General features: G+C 72.2%; 19 protein-coding genes and 1 pseudogene. 12 read left to right on the plus strand and 8 right to left on the minus strand.

Annotation, left to right across the window (positions count from 1 at the left end; all coding sequences use genetic code 11):
* Positions 1-8: 8 nt before the first annotated feature.
* Both LOK46_RS01220 and LOK46_RS01225 read right to left on the minus strand, forming a co-directional pair.
* Entirely contained in the window at positions 9-1493 is a 1485-nt protein-coding gene (locus LOK46_RS01220; protein ID WP_273564730.1) for a methyl-accepting chemotaxis protein, read from the minus strand.
* Between the two features lie 414 nt (positions 1494-1907).
* On the minus strand, positions 1908-3347 hold the full coding sequence (locus LOK46_RS01225; RefSeq protein ID WP_273562111.1) for an aminotransferase-like domain-containing protein: 1440 nt from the start codon (positions 3345-3347) through the stop codon (positions 1908-1910).
* Positions 3348-3706: 359 nt separating this feature from the next.
* On the opposite strand from LOK46_RS01225, the gene LOK46_RS01230 reads away from it, so the two are divergent.
* The 10 genes from LOK46_RS01230 (at position 3707) to LOK46_RS01275 (ending at position 13499) form a co-directional block, all read left to right on the plus strand.
* Entirely contained in the window at positions 3707-4189 is a 483-nt protein-coding gene (locus tag LOK46_RS01230) for an MSMEG_0572/Sll0783 family nitrogen starvation response protein (protein WP_012317268.1), read from the plus strand.
* Between the two features lie 69 nt (positions 4190-4258).
* Positions 4259-5335 (plus strand): Nit6803 family nitrilase, encoded by a 1077-nt coding sequence (locus LOK46_RS01235; protein ID WP_273562112.1) that lies wholly within the window; start codon positions 4259-4261, stop codon positions 5333-5335.
* Entirely contained in the window at positions 5289-6392 is a 1104-nt protein-coding gene (locus LOK46_RS01240; protein ID WP_273562113.1) for an MSMEG_0568 family radical SAM protein, read from the plus strand. Before LOK46_RS01235 ends, LOK46_RS01240 begins: the two co-directional genes overlap by 47 nt.
* Complete coding sequence (locus tag LOK46_RS01245; RefSeq protein ID WP_443192854.1) at positions 6392-6934, plus strand: MSMEG_0567/Sll0786 family nitrogen starvation N-acetyltransferase; 543 nt, start codon at positions 6392-6394, stop codon at positions 6932-6934. The genes LOK46_RS01240 and LOK46_RS01245 overlap by 1 nt, the downstream gene beginning before the upstream one ends.
* Positions 6931-7926, plus strand: a complete 996-nt coding sequence (locus LOK46_RS01250; protein ID WP_273562115.1) for a sll0787 family AIR synthase-like protein — start codon at positions 6931-6933, stop codon at positions 7924-7926. The genes LOK46_RS01245 and LOK46_RS01250 overlap by 4 nt, the downstream gene beginning before the upstream one ends.
* A complete protein-coding gene (locus tag LOK46_RS01255) occupies positions 7923-9137 on the plus strand; it encodes an MSMEG_0565 family glycosyltransferase (RefSeq protein ID WP_273562116.1) in 1215 nt (404 codons plus the stop codon). The genes LOK46_RS01250 and LOK46_RS01255 overlap by 4 nt, the downstream gene beginning before the upstream one ends.
* A complete protein-coding gene (locus LOK46_RS01260; protein WP_273562117.1) occupies positions 9134-10402 on the plus strand; it encodes an MSMEG_0569 family flavin-dependent oxidoreductase in 1269 nt (422 codons plus the stop codon). Before LOK46_RS01255 ends, LOK46_RS01260 begins: the two co-directional genes overlap by 4 nt.
* Before the next feature lie 214 nt (positions 10403-10616).
* The gene (locus LOK46_RS01265; protein ID WP_273562118.1) at positions 10617-11114 is read left to right on the plus strand and encodes a DUF3617 domain-containing protein; all 498 of its coding nucleotides are present in this window, start codon (positions 10617-10619) and stop codon (positions 11112-11114) included.
* 174 nt (positions 11115-11288) lie between these two features.
* Positions 11289-12977, plus strand: coding sequence for a methyl-accepting chemotaxis protein (locus LOK46_RS01270; RefSeq protein ID WP_273562119.1), 1689 nt, complete (start codon positions 11289-11291; stop codon positions 12975-12977).
* A 333-nt stretch (positions 12978-13310) separates the two neighbouring features.
* On the plus strand, positions 13311-13499 hold the full coding sequence (locus LOK46_RS01275; RefSeq protein WP_273562120.1) for a hypothetical protein: 189 nt from the start codon (positions 13311-13313) through the stop codon (positions 13497-13499).
* A gap of 273 nt (positions 13500-13772) precedes the next feature.
* Here the strand turns inward: LOK46_RS01275 and LOK46_RS01280 are convergent, their stop codons facing one another.
* From LOK46_RS01280 to LOK46_RS01300, 5 genes and pseudogenes are all read right to left on the minus strand, one after another.
* Positions 13773-13931, minus strand: a complete 159-nt coding sequence (locus LOK46_RS01280; protein WP_273562121.1) for a hypothetical protein — start codon at positions 13929-13931, stop codon at positions 13773-13775.
* Positions 13932-14035: 104 nt separating this feature from the next.
* On the minus strand, positions 14036-14293 hold the full coding sequence (locus tag LOK46_RS01285) for a hypothetical protein (protein WP_273562122.1): 258 nt from the start codon (positions 14291-14293) through the stop codon (positions 14036-14038).
* A 120-nt stretch (positions 14294-14413) separates the two neighbouring features.
* Complete coding sequence (locus LOK46_RS01290) at positions 14414-14620, minus strand: ribosome modulation factor (RefSeq protein WP_273562123.1); 207 nt, start codon at positions 14618-14620, stop codon at positions 14414-14416.
* A gap of 41 nt (positions 14621-14661) precedes the next feature.
* Positions 14662-14901, minus strand: a pseudogene (locus tag LOK46_RS01295) (PQQ-dependent sugar dehydrogenase); the annotation flags it as partial.
* A 121-nt stretch (positions 14902-15022) separates the two neighbouring features.
* The gene (locus LOK46_RS01300) at positions 15023-15250 is read right to left on the minus strand and encodes a hypothetical protein (protein ID WP_273562124.1); all 228 of its coding nucleotides are present in this window, start codon (positions 15248-15250) and stop codon (positions 15023-15025) included.
* Positions 15251-15463: 213 nt separating this feature from the next.
* Between LOK46_RS01300 and LOK46_RS01305 the strand changes: the two genes are divergently transcribed.
* Positions 15464-16531, plus strand: coding sequence for an alpha/beta hydrolase (locus LOK46_RS01305; RefSeq protein WP_273562125.1), 1068 nt, complete (start codon positions 15464-15466; stop codon positions 16529-16531).
* Here the strand turns inward: LOK46_RS01305 and LOK46_RS01310 are convergent.
* Positions 16468-16962 (minus strand): HD domain-containing protein, encoded by a 495-nt coding sequence (locus LOK46_RS01310; protein ID WP_273562126.1) that lies wholly within the window; start codon positions 16960-16962, stop codon positions 16468-16470. The genes LOK46_RS01305 and LOK46_RS01310 overlap by 64 nt on opposite strands.
* Positions 16963-17243: 281 nt before the next feature.
* Here LOK46_RS01310 and LOK46_RS01315 point away from each other — a divergent pair, with 281 nt between their 5' ends.
* Positions 17244-17486 carry a hypothetical protein gene (locus LOK46_RS01315; protein ID WP_273562127.1) on the plus strand — a complete coding sequence of 81 codons (243 nt, stop codon included), beginning with the start codon at positions 17244-17246 and terminating at the stop codon, positions 17484-17486.
* Positions 17487-17512: the final 26 nt, after the last annotated feature.

Raw genomic sequence — 17512 nt, forward strand, 5'->3', positions numbered from 1 at the left:
GGGCGACGTCAGCCGACGGCGCGCGACGCCTCGCGAACCTGGCGGGTGGCCGCGTCGACCTGCTCGTTGGCCCGCGCGATCGCCGTCATGCCGCCCGCGATGGTCCCGACCCCGCGCGCGGCCGTGTGCATGCTGCCGGAGATCTCCTGGGTCACCGCCGACTGCTCCTCCACGGCGGCCGCGATCGCCGCCGAGATCTCGTCGAGCGCCCGGATCGTGCCCTGGATCGAGCCGATCGCCGACACGGCCTCGCGCGTGGTCGCCTGCGTGGTCGTGATCTGGTCGCGGATCTGATCCGTGGCCTTGGCGGTCTGCTCGGCCAGCGCCTTCACCTCCGAGGCCACGACCGCGAAGCCCTTGCCGGCGGTCCCCGCCCGGGCCGCCTCGATCGTGGCGTTGAGCGCGAGCAGGTTGGTCTGGGCCGCGATGCCCTGGATCATGGTCACGACGTCGCCGATCTGCGCGGCCTGCCCGCTCAGGCCCTCGACGATCGTGCTGGTGTGCCGGGCCTGCTCGACGGCCTCCCCGGCCATCCGCGCGGCGTGGCTGACCTGCTGGCTGATCTCGCCCACCGAGGCCGACAGTTCCTCGGCGCCCGAGGCCACGCTCTGGATATCGCCGGAAACCCGCCCGGCGAGGTCGACCGCCTCCGCGGTCCGGCGGCTGGCGCCCTCGACCGCGGTGCCGATCGCGTCGAGATCGGCGCCGATCGCGCGCTGCGCCGCGACGCGCCGTTGGCGTTCCTGGACCTGCGCGGTGATGTCGGCGGCGAACTTGACCACCTTGAGGACGCAGCCGCTGGCATCGAGGATCGGGTTGTAGGTCGCCTGGATCCAGACGTCGCGGCCGCCCTTGGCGATGCGGCGGAACTCGCCGCCCGCGAACACGCCCCGGCCCAGGCGCTCCCAGAGCTCGCGGTAACCGGCGCTGGCCCGCTCGGCCGGGTCCACGAACAGGCCGTGGTGCTGGCCCCGGATCTCCTCCAGGCGATACCCCATCGTCTCGAGGAAGTTGCCGTTGGCCTCCAGGATCGTGCCGGTCGGATCGAAGGCGATCACGGCCTGCGAGCGGTGCAGCGCCGCGATCTGACCGGCATAGTCGAGCATCTGCAGCTTCTGCGCCGTGACGTCGGACGCGAACTTGACGACCTTCACGACGCGGCCGGCGCGGTCGAGCACCGGGTTGTAGCTGGCCTGGACCCAGACGTAACGGCCGCCCTGGGCGATCCGCTTGAACTCGGCGACCTGATGGGTGCCCTGCCGCAGGGCGTCCCAGAACGCGCGGTACTCGGGGCTGTCGCGGTGCGCCGCCTCGACGAACAGGGCGTCGCGCTGTCCCTGGATGTCGGGCAGGGCGTAGCCCATCATCGTCAGGAAATTGGCGTTGGCCGTGAGGATGGTGCCGTCCGGCTCGAACTCGATGACCGCTTGGGAGCGGTCGAGGGCGTCGAATTTCGCGGCCAGACCTTCACGACCGCGCAGGGCGCCGAACATGATCCCATCCCTCACTGTCATCGTCGATGATCCCGAGTATGGAAACTCGGTTCTTCTTGGGACCCGCCGCCGATCTATTGTCGTGCCGCAGCGCCGTCCGATAATGATTGCGCACAATCGTGAACGATGAATTAAGTCTCACCTGTCTCATCCGTCAGCTTTCAAAAGGTGCGGCGCAGTACGCGCGCACCGGACAGGTGAGAATGCACGCAATTCTTGACTTAATATCTTGAAATATTTGCAACCTTAAGTGTTAAACACAGCACCGAGATCCGTCAGTTTGCCGCGATCAGGTTGTGACGGAGTTCTCTATATTACGTAGAATTGGATTTTCGGTCTTCACGACTGGAGCGAGGCCCGCCGGCCCGACGCGACCCGGAGGCGACGCGCCCGCGAGATGCCGGCCCGGTCGGCTCAGATGTAGGTCGAGGCGAGCGCCGGCGAACCTTCCAGCGCGTGGGCCAGCCTCTCCAGGCCGTGGGCGATCTGCTGCCGGGTCGAGGGGCCTCCGAGGCAGAGCCGGACGGCCTCGGGGGGCGCTCCGGCGACGCAGAAGGGATCGCTGCCGACCACCCCGAGACCCGCCGCGCGGCCGTGGCTGGCGAAGGCCGAGCGCGTCCACCCCGCCGGCAGGGTGATCCAGACATGGAAGGCGTGCGGGTCCGCGACGTAGGCCTCGGCTGGCAGCAGCGCGGCCGCGAGGCTCTGGCGCGCGGCCGATTCCGCGCGGACGAAGTCCACGATGGCGTCCGCCGTCCCGTCCATGATCCAGCGCGTCGTCAGCGCCGTCGAGATCGGCGACGCCATGACGGTCGCGGCGCGCAGGGCATCGCCGAGGGGCAGGGCGGCCCGCGCGCTCGGCGCGACCAGGAACGCCAAGCGGAGCCCGGCGCCCAGGCACTTCGCGACGCCCGCCACGTAGTAGGTGATCTCGGGCGCCAGTTCCGCGAAGCTCGGCGGCGGTGCCGGGCAGATCCGCGCGTAGGCATCGTCCTCGATGATGGTGACCGCGTAGCGGCGCGCGGTGGCGATGATGGCGTCGCGCCGCGGGCGGGACAGGGTCGCCGTGGTCGGGTTCTGCAGGAGCGGATTCAGGTAGAGGGCCTTCGGGGCGCCTCGGGTGCAGGCGGCCGCGAAGGCGTCGGGGTCGATCCCGTGCCGATCCATCGGCAGGCCGACGAGGCGTAGACCCCGATGCGCCGCGAGGGTCCGGATCCCCGGATAGGTGATGCGCTCGGCGCAGATGGTGTCGCCGGCCGCCGCGACCTGTCCCAGGATGCTGGACAGGGCGCTGTGCGCGCCCGGGCAGATCAGCAGGCGCTCGCGCGCCGCGGCGATACCGCGACCCGCGAGCCAGCGCAGGGCGGCCTCCTTGTCCGCCTCCGTCCCGCCGAAGCCCTGGTAGCGCAGCAGGTCGGCGAGAGTGCCGGACAGCTCCGCGAAGGACGACCGCATGCGGGCCTGCAGGCCCGGCAGGTCGGGCTCCGGGGGCAGGTTCATGGTGAAGTCGACCGGTCCCGGCCGCCGGGCCCGCGCGGCCTCGGCGGGGCGGGCCGTGTCCGCCGGGTCGACCACGAAGGTGCCCCGACCGACCCGCCCCTCGATCAGGCCCCGCCTGTGGGCCTCGACATAGCCGCGGGACACGGTCGTGAAGTTGAGATCGAGCGTCGCGGCGAGCGCGCGCTGGGTCGGCAGGCGCGTGCCCGGCAGCAGGTGGCCGGTCCGGATATCGTCCGCCAGCGCGTCCGCGATGGCGAGGTAGTGGGGTTTGCCCCAGCGCCTGAGATCGGGGGTCCAGACATCGGGCGCGCCGCTCCGGTCGACGGACTGTCCTCCCCGCCCGCTCGCCTTCATCCGTCCAGCACCCGCGCCGAGAAATGCGATCAATGATCGATTGTATGGCTTGCAAGCACCGTACCGGGCTTCGCATCGCCTGTCACGGCCTCAACGATACATGCAATGCGTACAATATTCGACGCCGAAGCAACGGTAGTTTGGTTATGTTATGCGCACAATGTGGTGAGTAATTGTGCGACTTCGAATAGAGGCGCGTCGATCGGGCGATATTCATTGATGGCATAATTGTACGTATCGTAGGGCGCGGGATTGAATGGATCCTTGATGGCGCCGATCTGGCACACCGCTTGCCATCCTCTTGGCTGATCGCGCGCGGCGCCGACTGCCGCGGTCCAGACCATCGAGGAGCGTGAGCAATGCCTGCCGTGAACCGCGAGCCGCACAAGAAGGGCGACGTCCTGGTCGACTACGAGGAGAAGGTCTTCGAGGACGTGAAGGCCGAACCGGGCCAGAAGGCCCTCGTCACCTTCCACACCGTGGCGTTCGAGGGCTCGATCGGCCTGGTCAACCTGCTCCAGGCCACCCGCCTGCAGCGGAAGGGCTTCGAGACCTCGATCCTGCTCTACGGCCCGGGCATCACCCTCGGCGTCCAGCGCGGCTTCCCGCGGCTCGGCGACGAGGCCTTCCCGGGCCATCTCAACTTCAACAACCAGCTCGAGAAGTTCATGGCCGAGGGCGGCAAGGTCTACGCCTGCCGCTTCTCGACCCAGGCCCTGTACGGGCACGGCGAGGCGGCCTTCATCGAGGGTATTCGCATGATCAACCCCCTCGACGTGCTCGACTGCATCCTCCTGCACAAGCGCGACAACGCGGTGATCATCGACACCTGGACCGTCTGACGACCGCGCCAACGCTCCCGGCGGCCGCGCGGGACGCGCGCAGCCGCTGGCTCAGCCGGAGGACAACCCATGTCAGAGACCCGGATCGTGCGGGCTGCCGCGATCCAGATCGCGCCGGACCTCGACCGCCCGGACGGCACCCTGGAACGCGTCCTCAACGCGGTCGGCGAGGCCGCCGCCAAGGGCGCGCGCTTCATGGTCTTCCCCGAGACCTTCGTGCCCTACTACCCCTACTTCTCGTTCGTCCTCCCGCCGGCGCTCCAGGGGGCCGAGCACCTGCGCCTCTACGAGCGCGCGGTCGCCGTGCCGGGACCGGTGACGCAGGCGGTCGCGGCGGCCGCGCGGCGCCACGGCGCCGTGATCGTGCTGGGGGTGAACGAGCGCGACCACGGCTCGCTCTACAACGCGCAGCTGATCTTCGACGCGGACGGCGCCCTGAAGCTCAAGCGCCGGAAGATCACCCCGACCTACCACGAGCGCATGATCTGGGGGCAGGGCGACGGCGCCGGCCTCGCCGTCGTCGAGACGGCGGTCGGTCGCGTGGGGGCGCTCGCCTGCTGGGAGCACTACAACCCGCTCGCCCGCTACGCCCTCATGGCGCGCCACGAGGAGATCCACGCCGCGCAGTTCCCGGGCTCCCTCGTCGGCCAGATCTTCGCCGACCAGTTGGAGGTGACGATCCGCCACCACGCCCTGGAGGCGGCCTGCTTCGTGGTCAACGCCACGGGATGGCTCACCGACGAGCAGGTCGCGCAGGTCTGCCCGGACGAGCGCCTGCGCGGCGCCTGCCGGGGCGGCAACTGCACCGCCATCGTGTCGCCCGAGGGCAAGCACCTCGCCGATCCTCTCGGGCCGGGCGAGGGCATCCTGATCGCCGACATGGACCTCGCGCTGGTGACCAAGCGCAAGCGGATGATGGATTCGGTCGGCCACTACGCGCGGCCCGAACTCCTCAGCCTGCTCCACGACGACCGCCCGGCCGCCACCGTGCAGCGGCCGGCCCGTTCGCAGACCGCCCCCCGGAGCCTCGACCATGAGCAGCAGCCCGCTTCCGACGCGCCTTCCCGCGTCTCCGCCGGTCCCGACGGGCCTGATCGGGATGCCGACGGAGCGCCTGATCAACGCGTTGCAGTCCTACGGCGTTAGGCTCGCCGACAGCCGCGCCGGAGCGCCGAGCCGCCGCGGCGGCGCCGGCCCGTCGGACCACAAGGCGATGACCATCGCGGGTCGCACCGTGATGGTGCCGGTCCACACCGAGGCCGCCTTCGACTCGCCCTTCCTCGTGCGCCCGCCGGACGCGGACGGGATCGCGGTGATCGAGCACGCGGGCGTCGTGGTCGGCCGCGTCACCTTCCCGGGCCGCCCGCGCTTCTACGCCCTCTCCACCTTCGACGGCGTGCCTTACGCGAAGATCGCGGTGCTGCACGGCCGCGACGTCCTCGCCACCACGGTGCTGCAGACCTGCATCCGCTACCAGAGCCGCGCCAAGACCTGCCAGTTCTGCTCGATCGGCCAGTCGCTGGCCGCCGGGCGCACCGTGGCGCGCAAGACGCCCGAGCAGCTGGCCGAGGTCGCCCGCGCCGCCGTGCTGCTCGACGGCGTGAAGCACATGGTCATGACCACCGGCACGCCGAACGCCACCGACCGGGGGGCCGCGATCCTGTGCGAGAGCGCCTTCGCGGTGAAGGCCGCCGTCGACCTGCCGATCCAGGCGCAGTGCGAGCCGCCCGACGACGACCGCTGGTTCGAGCGGATGCGGGCCTCGGGCGTCGACGCGCTCGGCATGCACCTGGAGGCGGTCACGCCCGAGGTGCGGGCGCGCATCATGCCCGGCAAGGCGAGCGTGCCGCTGGAGCGCTACTACGACGCCTTCGCGGCGGCCGTTCCGGTCTTCGGGCGCGGCCAGGTCTCCACCTACATCCTCGCCGGACTCGGCGACGCGCCGGAGGCGATCCTGGCCATGGCCGACCGGTTGATCGCGATGGGCGTCTACCCGTTCGTGGTGCCCTTCGTGCCGATCTCCGGCACGCCGCTGGAGAGCCATCCGGCGCCCGGACCGGACTTCATGCACGCCGTCCTGAGGCCGCTCGCGGAGATGCTGGGGCGGGCGAACCTGCGCTCCGCCGACATCAAGGCCGGCTGCGGGCGGTGCGGCGCCTGCTCGGCGCTCTCCACCTACGAGCGCGCGGTCGGGGCGGCGTGATGTTCGACCCCGTACCGCCGTACCGGCCCAGCCACTTCCGGGTGAAGTTCGCGGTCGCGCCGTGGGAGCGGCGCGCCTGCGCGGCCCTGCGCCGGCAGGTCTTCTGCGCGGAACAGGAGATCTTCGCCGAGGACGACCGCGACGCGATCGACGCGCACGCCATCCCGATCTGCGCCCTCTCGACGCTCGGCGGCGACGCGGATGCCGTCGTCGGCACCGTGCGGATCCACGAAGACCGGGCGCGGCCCGGGACGTGGTGGGGCTCGCGCCTGGCGGTCGCCAAGCCCTTCCGCGGCGCCGCCGCCCTCGGCACCGGGCTCATCCGGGTCGCGGTGTCCTCGGCCCACGCGCGGGGCTGCACGCGCTTCCTCGCGCACGTGCAGGCGGGCAACGTCGCGCTGTTCGAGGCCCTGCACTGGGACAGCCTCGACGCCCTGGACCTGCATGGGCGGCCCCACCGCCTGATGGAGGCGGATCTCGCGGCCTACCCGCCGATGCACGATCCCGAGCACGGCCTCCTCACCTTCCGCAGGGCCGCGTGACCGCCGCGGTCGACATCCGGGCGCTGGCCCGCCAGATCCGCGAGGCCCGCGGGGTCGGCCACAAGCGCGACATCGACGCCGTGGTGCGGCGGCTCGGGCTCGGGAGCCGGCACGCGGCCGTGCCGGTCGGCGACGATTGCGCGGCGATCCCCGACGGCGACGGGCACCTGTTGCTGGCCATCGAGGGCTTCCTCGACAGCTTCGTGGCCGACGATCCGTACTTCGCCGGTTATTGCGGGGTCATGGTCAACCTGAGCGACGTCGCCGCCATGGGCGGCCGCCCGCTCGCCGTCGTCGACGCGCTCTGGGCCCGGGAGGCCGGGGCCGCCGACCCGATCCTGGCCGGCCTGTCCGACGCCGCCGCGCTCTACGGCGTCCCGGTGGTGGGCGGCCACACCAACACGCGCGCCGCCGCCGGCAACCTCGCGGTCGCGGTGCTCGGCCGGGCGGGACCGCGCCTCCTGACGAGCTTCGACGCCGCGCCCGGCGACGACCTCGTCGCCGCCATCGACCTGCGCGGGCGCTTCCGCGACCCGCACCCGTACTGGGACGCCTCGACCGGGGCGCCGGGCGCGCGGCTGCGCGGCGACCTCGCGCTGCTGCCGGGCCTCGCCGAGGACGGCCTGGCCCGCGCCGCGAAGGACATCAGCATGGCCGGGATCGTCGGCACGGCCCTGATGCTGCTCGAGTGCTCGGGCGTGGGCGGCGCCATCGACCTCGACGCGATCCCGAGACCCGCCCACGCCCCGCTCGCGCGCTGGCTGACGGCCTTCCCCAGCTTCGGCTACCTCGTCAGCGTGCGCCCCGACCGCACGGCGGCCGTGGTCGCGCGCTTCGCCGAGCGCGGCATCGCGGCGGCCCGGATCGGGAGCCTCGACGCCGGCCGGGTCGCCCGGGTGCGGGCCTCGGGCGGCGCCGAGGCCGTCGTCTGGGACTTCGCCGCCGACCCGCTGACCGGCTGCGGCCGGGCCGGCGCGGAGGCCGCGCCGTGACGGCCCTGCGGATCGCGATCCTGACCCATTCCACGAACCCGCGCGGCGGCGTCGCCCACTGCCTCGCCCTCGCCGAGGCCCTGTGCGCCCTCGGCCACGCGGCGGTGGTGCACGCGCCCGACCCGGCGGGCCGCGGCTTCTACCGGGACGCGACCTGTCCCACCGTGGGGGTAGCGGCCGAGCCGGTAACCGGCGGCACCGTCGACCTCGTGCGGGCCCGCATCCACGACTACCTGCGCCACTTCGCGAGCCCGGCGGCCCGCGATTTCGACGCCTTCCACGCCCATGACGGGATCGGCGGCAACGCCCTCGCGACGCTGAGGAACCGGCGCCTGATCCCGGGCTTCGTCCGCACCGTGCACCACGTCGACGATTTCGCCGACCCCCAGCTCGCGTCGTGGCAGGACCGCGCGATCCGCGAGGCCGGCCGGCTGCTCTGCGTCAGCCGCCTCTGGGCCGACTGGATCCGCGACGGCTTCGGTGCCGAGGCCGGGATCGTCGGGAACGGGGTCGACCTGTCGGTCTACCGGCCCGCGCCGCCCGGGGCGGGCCTGGCGGTCCGGGACCGCTGGGATCTCGGCCCGGGGCCGATCATCCTGAGCGTCGGCGGGTTCGAGGCGCGCAAGAACGCGCTCGGCATCGTGGCGGCCTTCGCGCGCCTGCGGGCGCAGCGCCCCGACGCGCAACTCGTCGTGGCCGGAGGCGCCTCGCTCCTCGACCACGCCGCCTACCGCGACCGCTGCCGCGCGGCGCTGGCCGAAGCGAGTCTCGACGTCGGCCGCGGCGCGGCGGTCGTCGCGACGGGCCCGGTCCCGCAGGCGGACATGCCGGCGCTCTACCGGGCCGCGGACCTGCTGGCCTTCCCGTCCTGGACGGAGGGCTTCGGCCTGTGCGTGCTGGAGGCCATGGCCTGCGGCACGCCCGCGATCGTCTCCGACCGGCCGCCCTTCACCGAGTACCTGACGCCGACCGACGCGCTGTTCGTCGATCCCGCCGACCCTGACGGCATCGCGGACGCCATGGCGGCGGCGCTGGAGCCGCGGACCCGCGCCCGGCTGCGGGCCGCGGGACTGACGCGCGCGGCCGCCCATTCCTGGCGCGCCTGCGCCGCGCGCCACCTCGACGCCTACGCCGCCTGCGCCCGCGGCGCGGCCCCCGGGCGCCGCCAGTCTCCCGCCGGTCCGGCAGCGCTCACGGAGTTCGAGCCATGACGTCCACGACCCGTCACGTCCCCGTCGCCATCGTCGGCGGGGGGCAGGCCGGCCTCTCGGTCAGCCACCACCTGAAGCAGCGGGGGATCGCGCACCTCGTGTTCGAGAAGCACACGGCCGCGCATACCTGGGCGACGCAGCGCTGGGACACGTTCTGCCTCGTGACGCCGAACTGGCAGTGCGACCTGCCGGGCCACCGCTACGACGGGCCGGACCCGGACGGGTTCATGCGGAAGGACGAGATCGTCGCCTACCTCAGGGCCTTCGTCGCCAAGGTGGCGCCGCCGATCCGCGAGGGCGTGGCGGTCACGCGCGTGGCGCGGCGCGACGACGGCCTGTTCGCGGTCCGGACATCGGAGGGCGACTACACGGCGGACGAGATCGTGGTGGCCTCCGGCGGATACCATACGCCGATCATCCCGCGCATGGCCGAGAAGCTGCCGCCCGCGATCACCCAGATCCACTCGAACCAGTACCGGAATCCGGCGCAGCTGCCCGACGGCGCGGTCCTGGTCGTCGGCTCGGGACAGTCCGGCGCGCAGATCGCCGAGGACCTCCATCTCGCGGGCCGGCAGGTGCACCTCGCCGTGGGCGACGCGCCCCGCTGCGCCCGATTCTACCGCGGCCGCGACGTCGTCGCGTGGCTCGCCGACATGGGCTACTACGAGAAGACCGTCGACGATCACCCGCTGCGCGACGGCGTTCGGGACAACACCAACCACTACGTGACCGGTCGCGACGGTGGCCGCGACATCGACCTGCGCTGCTTCGCCCTCGAGGGCATGGCGCTCCACGGCGTCCTCGAGGACTACGCCGGCGGCGCGCTCCGCTTCCGCGACAACCTCCGGCGCTCGCTCGACCAGGCCGACCGGACCTACAACGGCATCAACGCGGCCATCGACGCGCACATCGCCGAGGCCGGCATCGAGGCGCCGGTCCAGGCGCCCTACACCCCGGTCTGGGAGCCGGGCGAGCCGGTCCTCGCGCTCCCCCTCGACGGGTCCGGCATCGCCAGCGTCGTCTGGTGCATCGGCTTCGCGCCGGATTTCCGGTGGCTCGACGCGTCCGTGTTCAACGGCGCCGGCCAGCCGAAGCACAGGCGCGGCGTCACGGGCGAGGCGGGCATCTCCTTCATCGGCCTGCCCTGGCTGAACACCTGGGGCTCGGGGCGCTTCGGCGCGGTCGGCCGCGACGCGGAGTACATCGTGCAGGTCATCCAGGCGCGTCTCGATGCCGGTGCGGTCGGCCTGAAGCGGGCGGTGTGATCCGGATCCTCGCTGAGCGAAGTCGCGCTGGCGCGCGTCACAGATGTCCCGGCTATTCGGGCCGGCTGTGCAGAGTATCGGCTGCACCGAAGTGGCGTTCCGGTCCAGTGTTCGGCGTCGCACACTGCCCCGGGGCCGACTTGTTCGCCTGTATCGCATCGGTTAGCCAGGCGCCGTTGCGGCGCCTGAGCCGCGGGTAACCCAGGAATCATCCATGCGAGGACGTATCGTCGGTGTCGGGATCGCGACCGCTCTATCGGTGATGACCGGTGCGGCATCCGCCGAAACGTTGCCGACCCGCAAGACGGGCCTTTGGGAGAGCAAGACCACATCGACCGACGGCAACACGACGGCGCGCCAATGCATCGATGAGAAGACCGATCAGATCGCGCAGGCCGCGTTTGGCGGCGGGCAGAACTGCTCGAAGCGCACCATCGTGAAGACGGCCACCGGCTACAAGGGCGAGACGGAGTGCAAGCTCGGCCCGATCTCGGCCGCCGGCAACACCGTGATCACCGGTGACTTCAACAGCAAGATCCACATGGAGGTGGATACGACGCTGACCGGCCTGCCGAACGCCAAGGAGCCCATGCGGCGTCAGATGGTGATCGACGCCACCTATATCGGTCCCTGCGAGGCCGGCCAGGGCCCCGGCGACATCATCCTGCCCGACGGGAAAGTCGTGAAGATGCCCCAGCCGGCGCCCCGATAGGCACCCCGATAGGCACCGCGGCAGGGACATGGTGCGCGGGCGAGTCCGTCGGAGTTCCACCCGCGCCGCCCGCGCGCCGACCGACAAGCTCAGTTTATCGGATATTAAATACATTCCGCTAATCGTGCACCTCGCAGCCGCGGAATTGTTCTATTCGGCTGCCGCGAGGCCGCTGTGTCGCTCCAAAGTGTCTCCATTCGTACAAAGCTCGTCGTCGCGTTCACGGTTCTGACCGTCTTCGTGGTCGGACTAGGCGCTCTCGGGCTCATGAGTACGCGCAAATTGCGCGAGCAGGCCGTCGAGATCGATACGAACTGGCTGCCGAGCATCCGGGCGCTGGGCGAGATCGACACGCTGACCGCCCGCAGCAGCGGCCTTCTCCTGCGGCACACCCAGGCGACCGATCCGGCGCTGCTCGCCAGCATCGAGAAGGACATGGACAGCTTCGATCGGAAGCTGGCCGACCGGGTCGCCGTCTACAAGGGCCTGGTCAGCTCGCCCGAGGAGCGGACGCTCTTCGACGCGTTCAACCAGGAATCTCAGACCTTCAAGGCGGTGCGCAACGACGTCGTCGAGCTATCGCGGGCAGGAAAGAAGGCCGAGGCCTATCAGCTCTACGAGACGAAGGGGCTGATCCCGCGCCGGGCCGCCTCCAAGGCCCTGGAGAAACTGATCGCCATCAACAATGCCGGTGCCGACGCCGCCCAGGTCCAGAGCACCGCCGTCTTCAACGAGACCTGGACGGTGAGCCTCGTCGCCATCGGTCTCGCCGTGGCCGCCTCGGTGCTGTCGGGCGTGATCATCGTCCTCGGCGTCACCCGCGGCATCGCCTCGGTGGTGCGGCCGATGCAGGCTCTGATCGCCGGCGACCTGTCGGCCGAGATCCCGTACCAGGGCGAGAAGACCGAGATCGGCACCATCGCGTCGGCCGTCGCGGTGTTCAAGCAGGGGCTCGTCCAGATGAAGGCGCTGGAGGCCGAGACCGCCCAGGCGCGCCTCGCCGCCGAGGAGCAGCGCCGGATCGGCATGCGCCAGATGGCCGACAGCTTCGAGGCCGCGGTCGGCGGCATCGTCGGGCAGGTCTCCGCCTCGGCGACGGAGCTGCAGGCCACCGCCGGCTCCATGTCGGCCATGGCGGGTCAGACCTCGGCGCAGTCCGGCGCGGTCGCGGCCGCCGCCGAGGAGGCCGCCTCGAACGTCAGCACCGTCGCGGCGGCCGCCGAGGAGCTCGGCGCCTCGGTCCAGGAGATCGGACGTCAGGTCCAGGGCTCGGCCGAGCTGGCCCGCTCCGCCGCCGGCGAGGCGGACGAGACCGGCGCCCTCGTGCAGGAACTCAGCAGCGCCGTCGCCAAGATCGGCGACGTGGTGGGCCTGATCTCCTCGATCGCCGGTCAGACCAACCTCCTGGCGCTGAACGCCACGATCGAGGCCGCCCGCGCGGGCGCGGCCGGCCGCGGCTTCGCGGTGGTGGCCTCCGAGGTGAAGGCGCTGGCGGAGCAGACCGCCCGGGCGACCGGGGAGATCTCGACCCAGATCGGCCGGATCCAGGGCGTGACCGGGCAGGCGGTCTCCGCCATCGGGACGATCACCGGGCGCATCCGCGAGATCAACGGCGTCGCCACCTCGATCGCGGCCGCCGTGGAGGAGCAGGGTGCGGCGACGCAGGAGATCGTCCGCAACGTCACCCAGGCCGCGCAGGGCACGGGCGAGGTGACGAGCAACATCGCCGGCGTGGCCGGCGCCGCCGAGGAGACCGGAGCGGCGGCCAGCCAGGTTCTGGGCGCCGCCTCGGAGCTGTCGCGTCAGTCCGAGCACCTGTCGGCCGAGGTCGGGCGGTTCCTCGCCACCGTGCGCGCGGCCTGACGCGCCGTGCGATAGGAGCCGCGCGCGACAGTCCATCGCCGGGGTGTGCCGCAGCACCTCGGCGGGGAAAGCTTGAGCTTACATCAGGGTCACACCGCGAACACAGTCGCGAACCTGATGGAGACTTCGATGACCCTCGCTGCCCGCCTCACCCTCGCCACCGCCGTGGCCGCCGCCACCGTCGCGGTTCTCGCCGGCACCTACGTCGAGATCCTGGACCGCGCCCTCCCGATGCACTTCGTCTGAGAGGGCGGGTGCGAACCGGATGAAGACCGCGTCCCGGGACGCCGCCGTGCGGCGACGGCGCCCCGGGATGCGGGAGGGAGGTGGCCGATGAATCGAATCCTGACTTCCGTCCTCGACGGCGCCGTGTGGGTCGCCGACGCTCTCGACGATCTCCTCGTCGAGGCCGCCCTCGGTTTCGGCGCCGCCGCGCCGCTGATCGCCGATCCGTCCGGCGATCCGACCGCGCGCCAGGCCGCCGGCACACTCGAGACCGGCGCCCCGCCGCTCCGCCCGTGACCGCCGCGCTCGTCGAGCGACCGCCAGCGCCGCTCGCGGTCGTGCTGTGACGGTCGTGACAGCCGCGCCGTGCTCCCTCTCCCGTGCGGGAGAGGGCCGGGGTGAAGGACCCGACGCTCCCGGGTGGCACGCCATCACGGCTCGGCCAGGTTTCGCCGCGACCGACGGACCTGATCCCTCGGCCTGTCCCTCTCCCGCGCGGGAGAAGGGACCCGCGCCGCGGACGGCACGCGCTCAGCAAGTGCCCGCGCCCCGACCTGCTCGGGACCGGCCCTAGCGCTTCTGCGTGTTGGGCGCCGACTGGTCGGTCTGCGGCTCCATCTTGGTCGAGTCGGGTTTCGTCGGCGCGTTGTTCTGCGCCTGCTTGTCATCGCAGGCGGCGAGGCCGAGCAACAGAAGACCGGCGAGTGCGATGCGGCTGCCTACCGGCATGTGCCCTCCCTGTGGCGTGTGAGCGGCGCGGGGCGCGTGCGGCACCCGGCCGGCGCCTGGGCCGGGCCGGGTCTCCGCGCCGCTCGCTAAGTGGCGCTGTTCGGTCAGCGGCTCCCGGCCGCCGGCTTGGAGCCGGATCCGGCATCGTTCGGGCCGGTGCTGTTCGTCGTGCCGGAGCGGCTCATCGAGCCGGTCGACGGGCCGCTCCCGGCGGCGCCCGGCGTCGAGCCGGACCCGGCGTCGCTCGGACCGGTGCTGTTGGCCGTGCCCGACCGGCTGGTCGCACCGCCGGCATTCTCGGCCGCCGTTGCGGGGATCGCGGCCGCGAGGAGGGCGGCGATGGCGAGACTCGTGAGCTTCATGGCGGATCTCCCTCTCGGTCCGGCAATCGGGCTCGCGGAGCCGTTACCGGTCCTGCGGGCAACCCCACGCCGTCGCGCCTGTTCCGGCCACGCCGCCCGCGTGCCCGCGCGGGCGCCGGATCAGGAGGCCTCCGGTGGCGCGTCCTCCCGGACCGCCGTCGGGGTCGCGGCGCGCGCCTGCTCGTCGGGCATCCGGTAGCCGCGCTCCCAGGTGGCCCAGGCGTCCGAATCCGGCGGATAGGGGTTCGCGGTGATCGGATCGCCGCGGTCGCGGGCGTGGCGGCCCTCGTCGCTGATCGCGGCGGGTGAGCGGGTCGACGGCGTCATCGGCGTTTCTCCGGCACTGACGTCTCCGGTCCGGAACCGCGTCAGCGGATGATAGGGGGAGGCCCGGCCCGCGTCTGCGAGGCGGAGCCCGTGACCCGCCACGCGGCGGCGGCGGCATCGTCGGCGATGTCAAGGGCGCCGTGGCGATCCATGGCCGGTCCGACCGGGCGGCCGCGGGCCTGTCCGTCATCCGTGAGGAAGCCGGTCACCACGTCCTGCGCCTCGCACTTCGGCCGGCCGTTCTCGAAGGGGATGTAGACCACCTTATAGCCGTTCAGCGGCTGACCTTCGCGGCACCGCTTCTGACCGGGACGGCCTGCCCGCGCCGGGATCCTGTCCGAGGCGGCTGCGGCAGACGGCGCGAGGGGCCTTCCGCGAGGCCGAGGGCCCGCCTCTCCGGACCTAGTGCGATCGATCCGCGCGATCCGGCGCTTGGCCTTTCGTGCTGTGGGTGTGGTGGCTGTCCCGCTCGCCGCCGCCACCGGAGACGTGCGACTTCGAATCGTTCGTCGGGCTGCCCGGCGCGGGCCCGCGCTCCGCGGCGTCTTGCGGCTTCGTGGCGTCCTGATGGCTGCTGCCCGGTCCGCCGTGATGACGGTCGGCGGCGGGAGTCTTCTTCGATGTGCTCATACCGTTCCTGCTGATGCGCCTGCCACGCCGGCCGCCTCCGCCGGAGATCCGCGCGGCACGAACCCGGTGGACGATGTCTGGCCAACCCTGCGGGTCCGGCGGTGTTCCTGCGGGAGCGGTGCCGCGGCGGCGCGATCGGGGTCGGGAACAGCCCAGTCGCGCCGCTCATTGAATCGGCGGGCTCGGCACGGAGGAGAGTTGAGGAGAATTTTCTTGGACGGTTGGTCGCGTCCCGCCGCGGTGACCGCGGGCGCCGTCGCGCTCGCAGCCGTTGGCCTCGTCGCCTGGGCACGGCGTTCCGGAGTCAGCGTCCGCGCCAAGCTGGTGACCGACGTGGCGCTGCCGCTGAGCGGTATGAAGCGCAGGGCGCGCGACGCGCAGGGGCTCCGGCGCGAGATTGCCCGGCACCGGCGGATCGAGCCCGCACGACCGTCCCTCTGGCTGCGCCGCAAGCACCGCATCCGAACCGACACGCTGGACGGCGTGGAGGTCATCACGGTCAGCCCACGCGGCGGAAGCTCGGGCATCACGATTCTCTACCTTCACGGCGGCGCCTGGGTGTTCGACGTCCTCGGCGCGCACTGGCGGATCGTCGACGGGCTGATCGCGCGCACCGGTGCCCGGGTGATCGTCCCGCGCTACCCGCTGGCGCCCGAGAGCACCTGGCGCCGGACCTACGCGTTCCTCGAGCACCTCCTGGATACGGTCGGCGCGGAAGCGCGCGACCGGCTGATCGTCGCGGGCGACTCGGCGGGAGGCTGCCTCGCGCTCGGGATAGCCCAGCGGCTGCGAGCGCGGGGTGAGCCGCTCCCCGCGGGTCTGCTGCTGTTCTCGCCCGCGCTCGATCTGACCTTCTCGGATCCCGGCGTGCGGGCCATCGCGCCGCGGGATCCGATGCTGGCGGTGCCCGGCTGCCGCGAGGCGGCGCGCCTCTGGGCGGCCGGCACGCCGCTGGCGGATCCGCGGATCAGCCCGCTGTTCGGTTCCCTCGCAGGGCTCCCACCGGTGGCGATTGTCACCGGCACGCGGGACCTCCTTCACCCGGATGCCCTGCGCCTTTCCGAAGGCTTGGCGCGGGTGGGGCGGGCGGCCGCGCTGTACCGGTATCCCGAGCAGTGCCACGTCTTCGTCGGGGCGCCGATCCCGGAAGCGGGCCGCGCCCTCGACACTGCCAGTGCCTTCGTCCGGCATTGCGTCGGCGCGCCCGAAGCCGGCCCTCAGCGGCCCGTGTACCCCGAAGCCGCGGCCGCCTCCTTCAGGCGCCCGAACGCCGTGGCGTAGCGCTCGCGCAGGAACGCGGCGTTGGGCGGGATCCGGGTCGGACAGAGGTTGTCCTCGGTATCGGACATCTTGATCAGCAGCGCCGCGAGGTTGCCGGCCGCGATCAGCGCCGTGATCCGCTCGGAGTAGGCGATCCGGCTCGCCGGCTTCGTCAGGAGCGCCACCGTCTCGACGATATCCGTCCCGAAGCCGGCGGCGCGGAGGTCCGCCGCCGTGCGCGGCGTGTCCTCCAGCACATCGTGCAGGAGCGCGGCCTGCATGACTCGCATCGGGTCGATGTCGAGCCCGTCGATGAGTCGGGCGTGACCGGCCCGGGCCTGGGCGGCGTTCGCGACGCGTTCCAAGTGCCGCATGCACGGCTCGCCGCCCTTGTCGAGCTGACCCGCATGCGCGGTGAGGGCGAAGGTATGGGCATCGAAGATCGTCGGCACGCACCCGGCTCCCCAGATCGACCGGCCCGGATCGGCGCCGCGCCGGCCTTCCGCTTCGGGAAGTCGCGCGCCCGCCGCGGCGTTCCCGCTCGACCGGGCGCCGCGCGGCGCCACGTCGCCGGACGCCGTACCGGCGCGAGACTACCTCATTTCGTGGATGCGCAGTCTTCGCCCTCGATTCAAAAGTTCACGTTGGCAACACTATTGCCCAGTTCCCTTGGAATCGCCATCTCTTGTCCCATAATCGGACAAGCGGCGGGTCGCGCTTCAGGATCGAGACAATGACGTCCGGGACACTCGTGAAGCCGCTGGATGTCGGGGGGCCGCTGAGCCGCCGGGCGGCGGCGCTGGCCAACGTCCGATGGTTCCGCGCGCTGGCGTGGCGGGCCCTGCGCGACGGCGGTCCGCGGGCCGAGCTGCGCGCGTCCAACGCGCGCGCCGCGGCGCGGATCGTGCTGCGGCAGGCCAAGCGGGAGGCGCTCGTCGCCCGCTTGGCGCGTCAAGCCCTCGACGCCGCCGTCTAGGCGCGGTCGCGCGACGCTGGGGTTGC

Origin of the sequence: Methylobacterium sp. NMS14P, assembly GCF_028583545.1 — a bacterium.
Taxonomy (GTDB): domain Bacteria; phylum Pseudomonadota; class Alphaproteobacteria; order Rhizobiales; family Beijerinckiaceae; genus Methylobacterium.

What these genes read in the sequence shown, in the direction of transcription:
- LOK46_RS01280 (WP_273562121.1), bottom strand. Translation starts at nt 13,931, where the DNA reads ATGCCGGTAGGCAGCCGCATCGCACTCGCCGGTCTTCTGTTGCTCGGC.
- LOK46_RS01315 (WP_273562127.1), top strand. Translation starts at nt 17,244, where the DNA reads ATGACGTCCGGGACACTCGTGAAGCCGCTGGATGTCGGGGGGCCGCTG.
- LOK46_RS01260 (WP_273562117.1), top strand. Translation starts at nt 9,134, where the DNA reads ATGACGTCCACGACCCGTCACGTCCCCGTCGCCATCGTCGGCGGGGGG.
- LOK46_RS01265 (WP_273562118.1), top strand. Translation starts at nt 10,617, where the DNA reads ATGCGAGGACGTATCGTCGGTGTCGGGATCGCGACCGCTCTATCGGTG.
- LOK46_RS01225 (WP_273562111.1), bottom strand. Translation starts at nt 3,347, where the DNA reads ATGAAGGCGAGCGGGCGGGGAGGACAGTCCGTCGACCGGAGCGGCGCG.
- LOK46_RS01235 (WP_273562112.1), top strand. Translation starts at nt 4,259, where the DNA reads ATGTCAGAGACCCGGATCGTGCGGGCTGCCGCGATCCAGATCGCGCCG.
- LOK46_RS01290 (WP_273562123.1), bottom strand. Translation starts at nt 14,620, where the DNA reads ATGACGCCGTCGACCCGCTCACCCGCCGCGATCAGCGACGAGGGCCGC.
- LOK46_RS01275 (WP_273562120.1), top strand. Translation starts at nt 13,311, where the DNA reads ATGAATCGAATCCTGACTTCCGTCCTCGACGGCGCCGTGTGGGTCGCC.
- LOK46_RS01285 (WP_273562122.1), bottom strand. Translation starts at nt 14,293, where the DNA reads ATGAAGCTCACGAGTCTCGCCATCGCCGCCCTCCTCGCGGCCGCGATC.
- LOK46_RS01230 (WP_012317268.1), top strand. Translation starts at nt 3,707, where the DNA reads ATGCCTGCCGTGAACCGCGAGCCGCACAAGAAGGGCGACGTCCTGGTC.
- LOK46_RS01220 (WP_273564730.1), bottom strand. Translation starts at nt 1,493, where the DNA reads ATGTTCGGCGCCCTGCGCGGTCGTGAAGGTCTGGCCGCGAAATTCGAC.
- LOK46_RS01245 (WP_443192854.1), top strand. Translation starts at nt 6,392, where the DNA reads ATGTTCGACCCCGTACCGCCGTACCGGCCCAGCCACTTCCGGGTGAAG.
- LOK46_RS01240 (WP_273562113.1), top strand. Translation starts at nt 5,289, where the DNA reads ATGCCGACGGAGCGCCTGATCAACGCGTTGCAGTCCTACGGCGTTAGG.
- LOK46_RS01300 (WP_273562124.1), bottom strand. Translation starts at nt 15,250, where the DNA reads ATGAGCACATCGAAGAAGACTCCCGCCGCCGACCGTCATCACGGCGGA.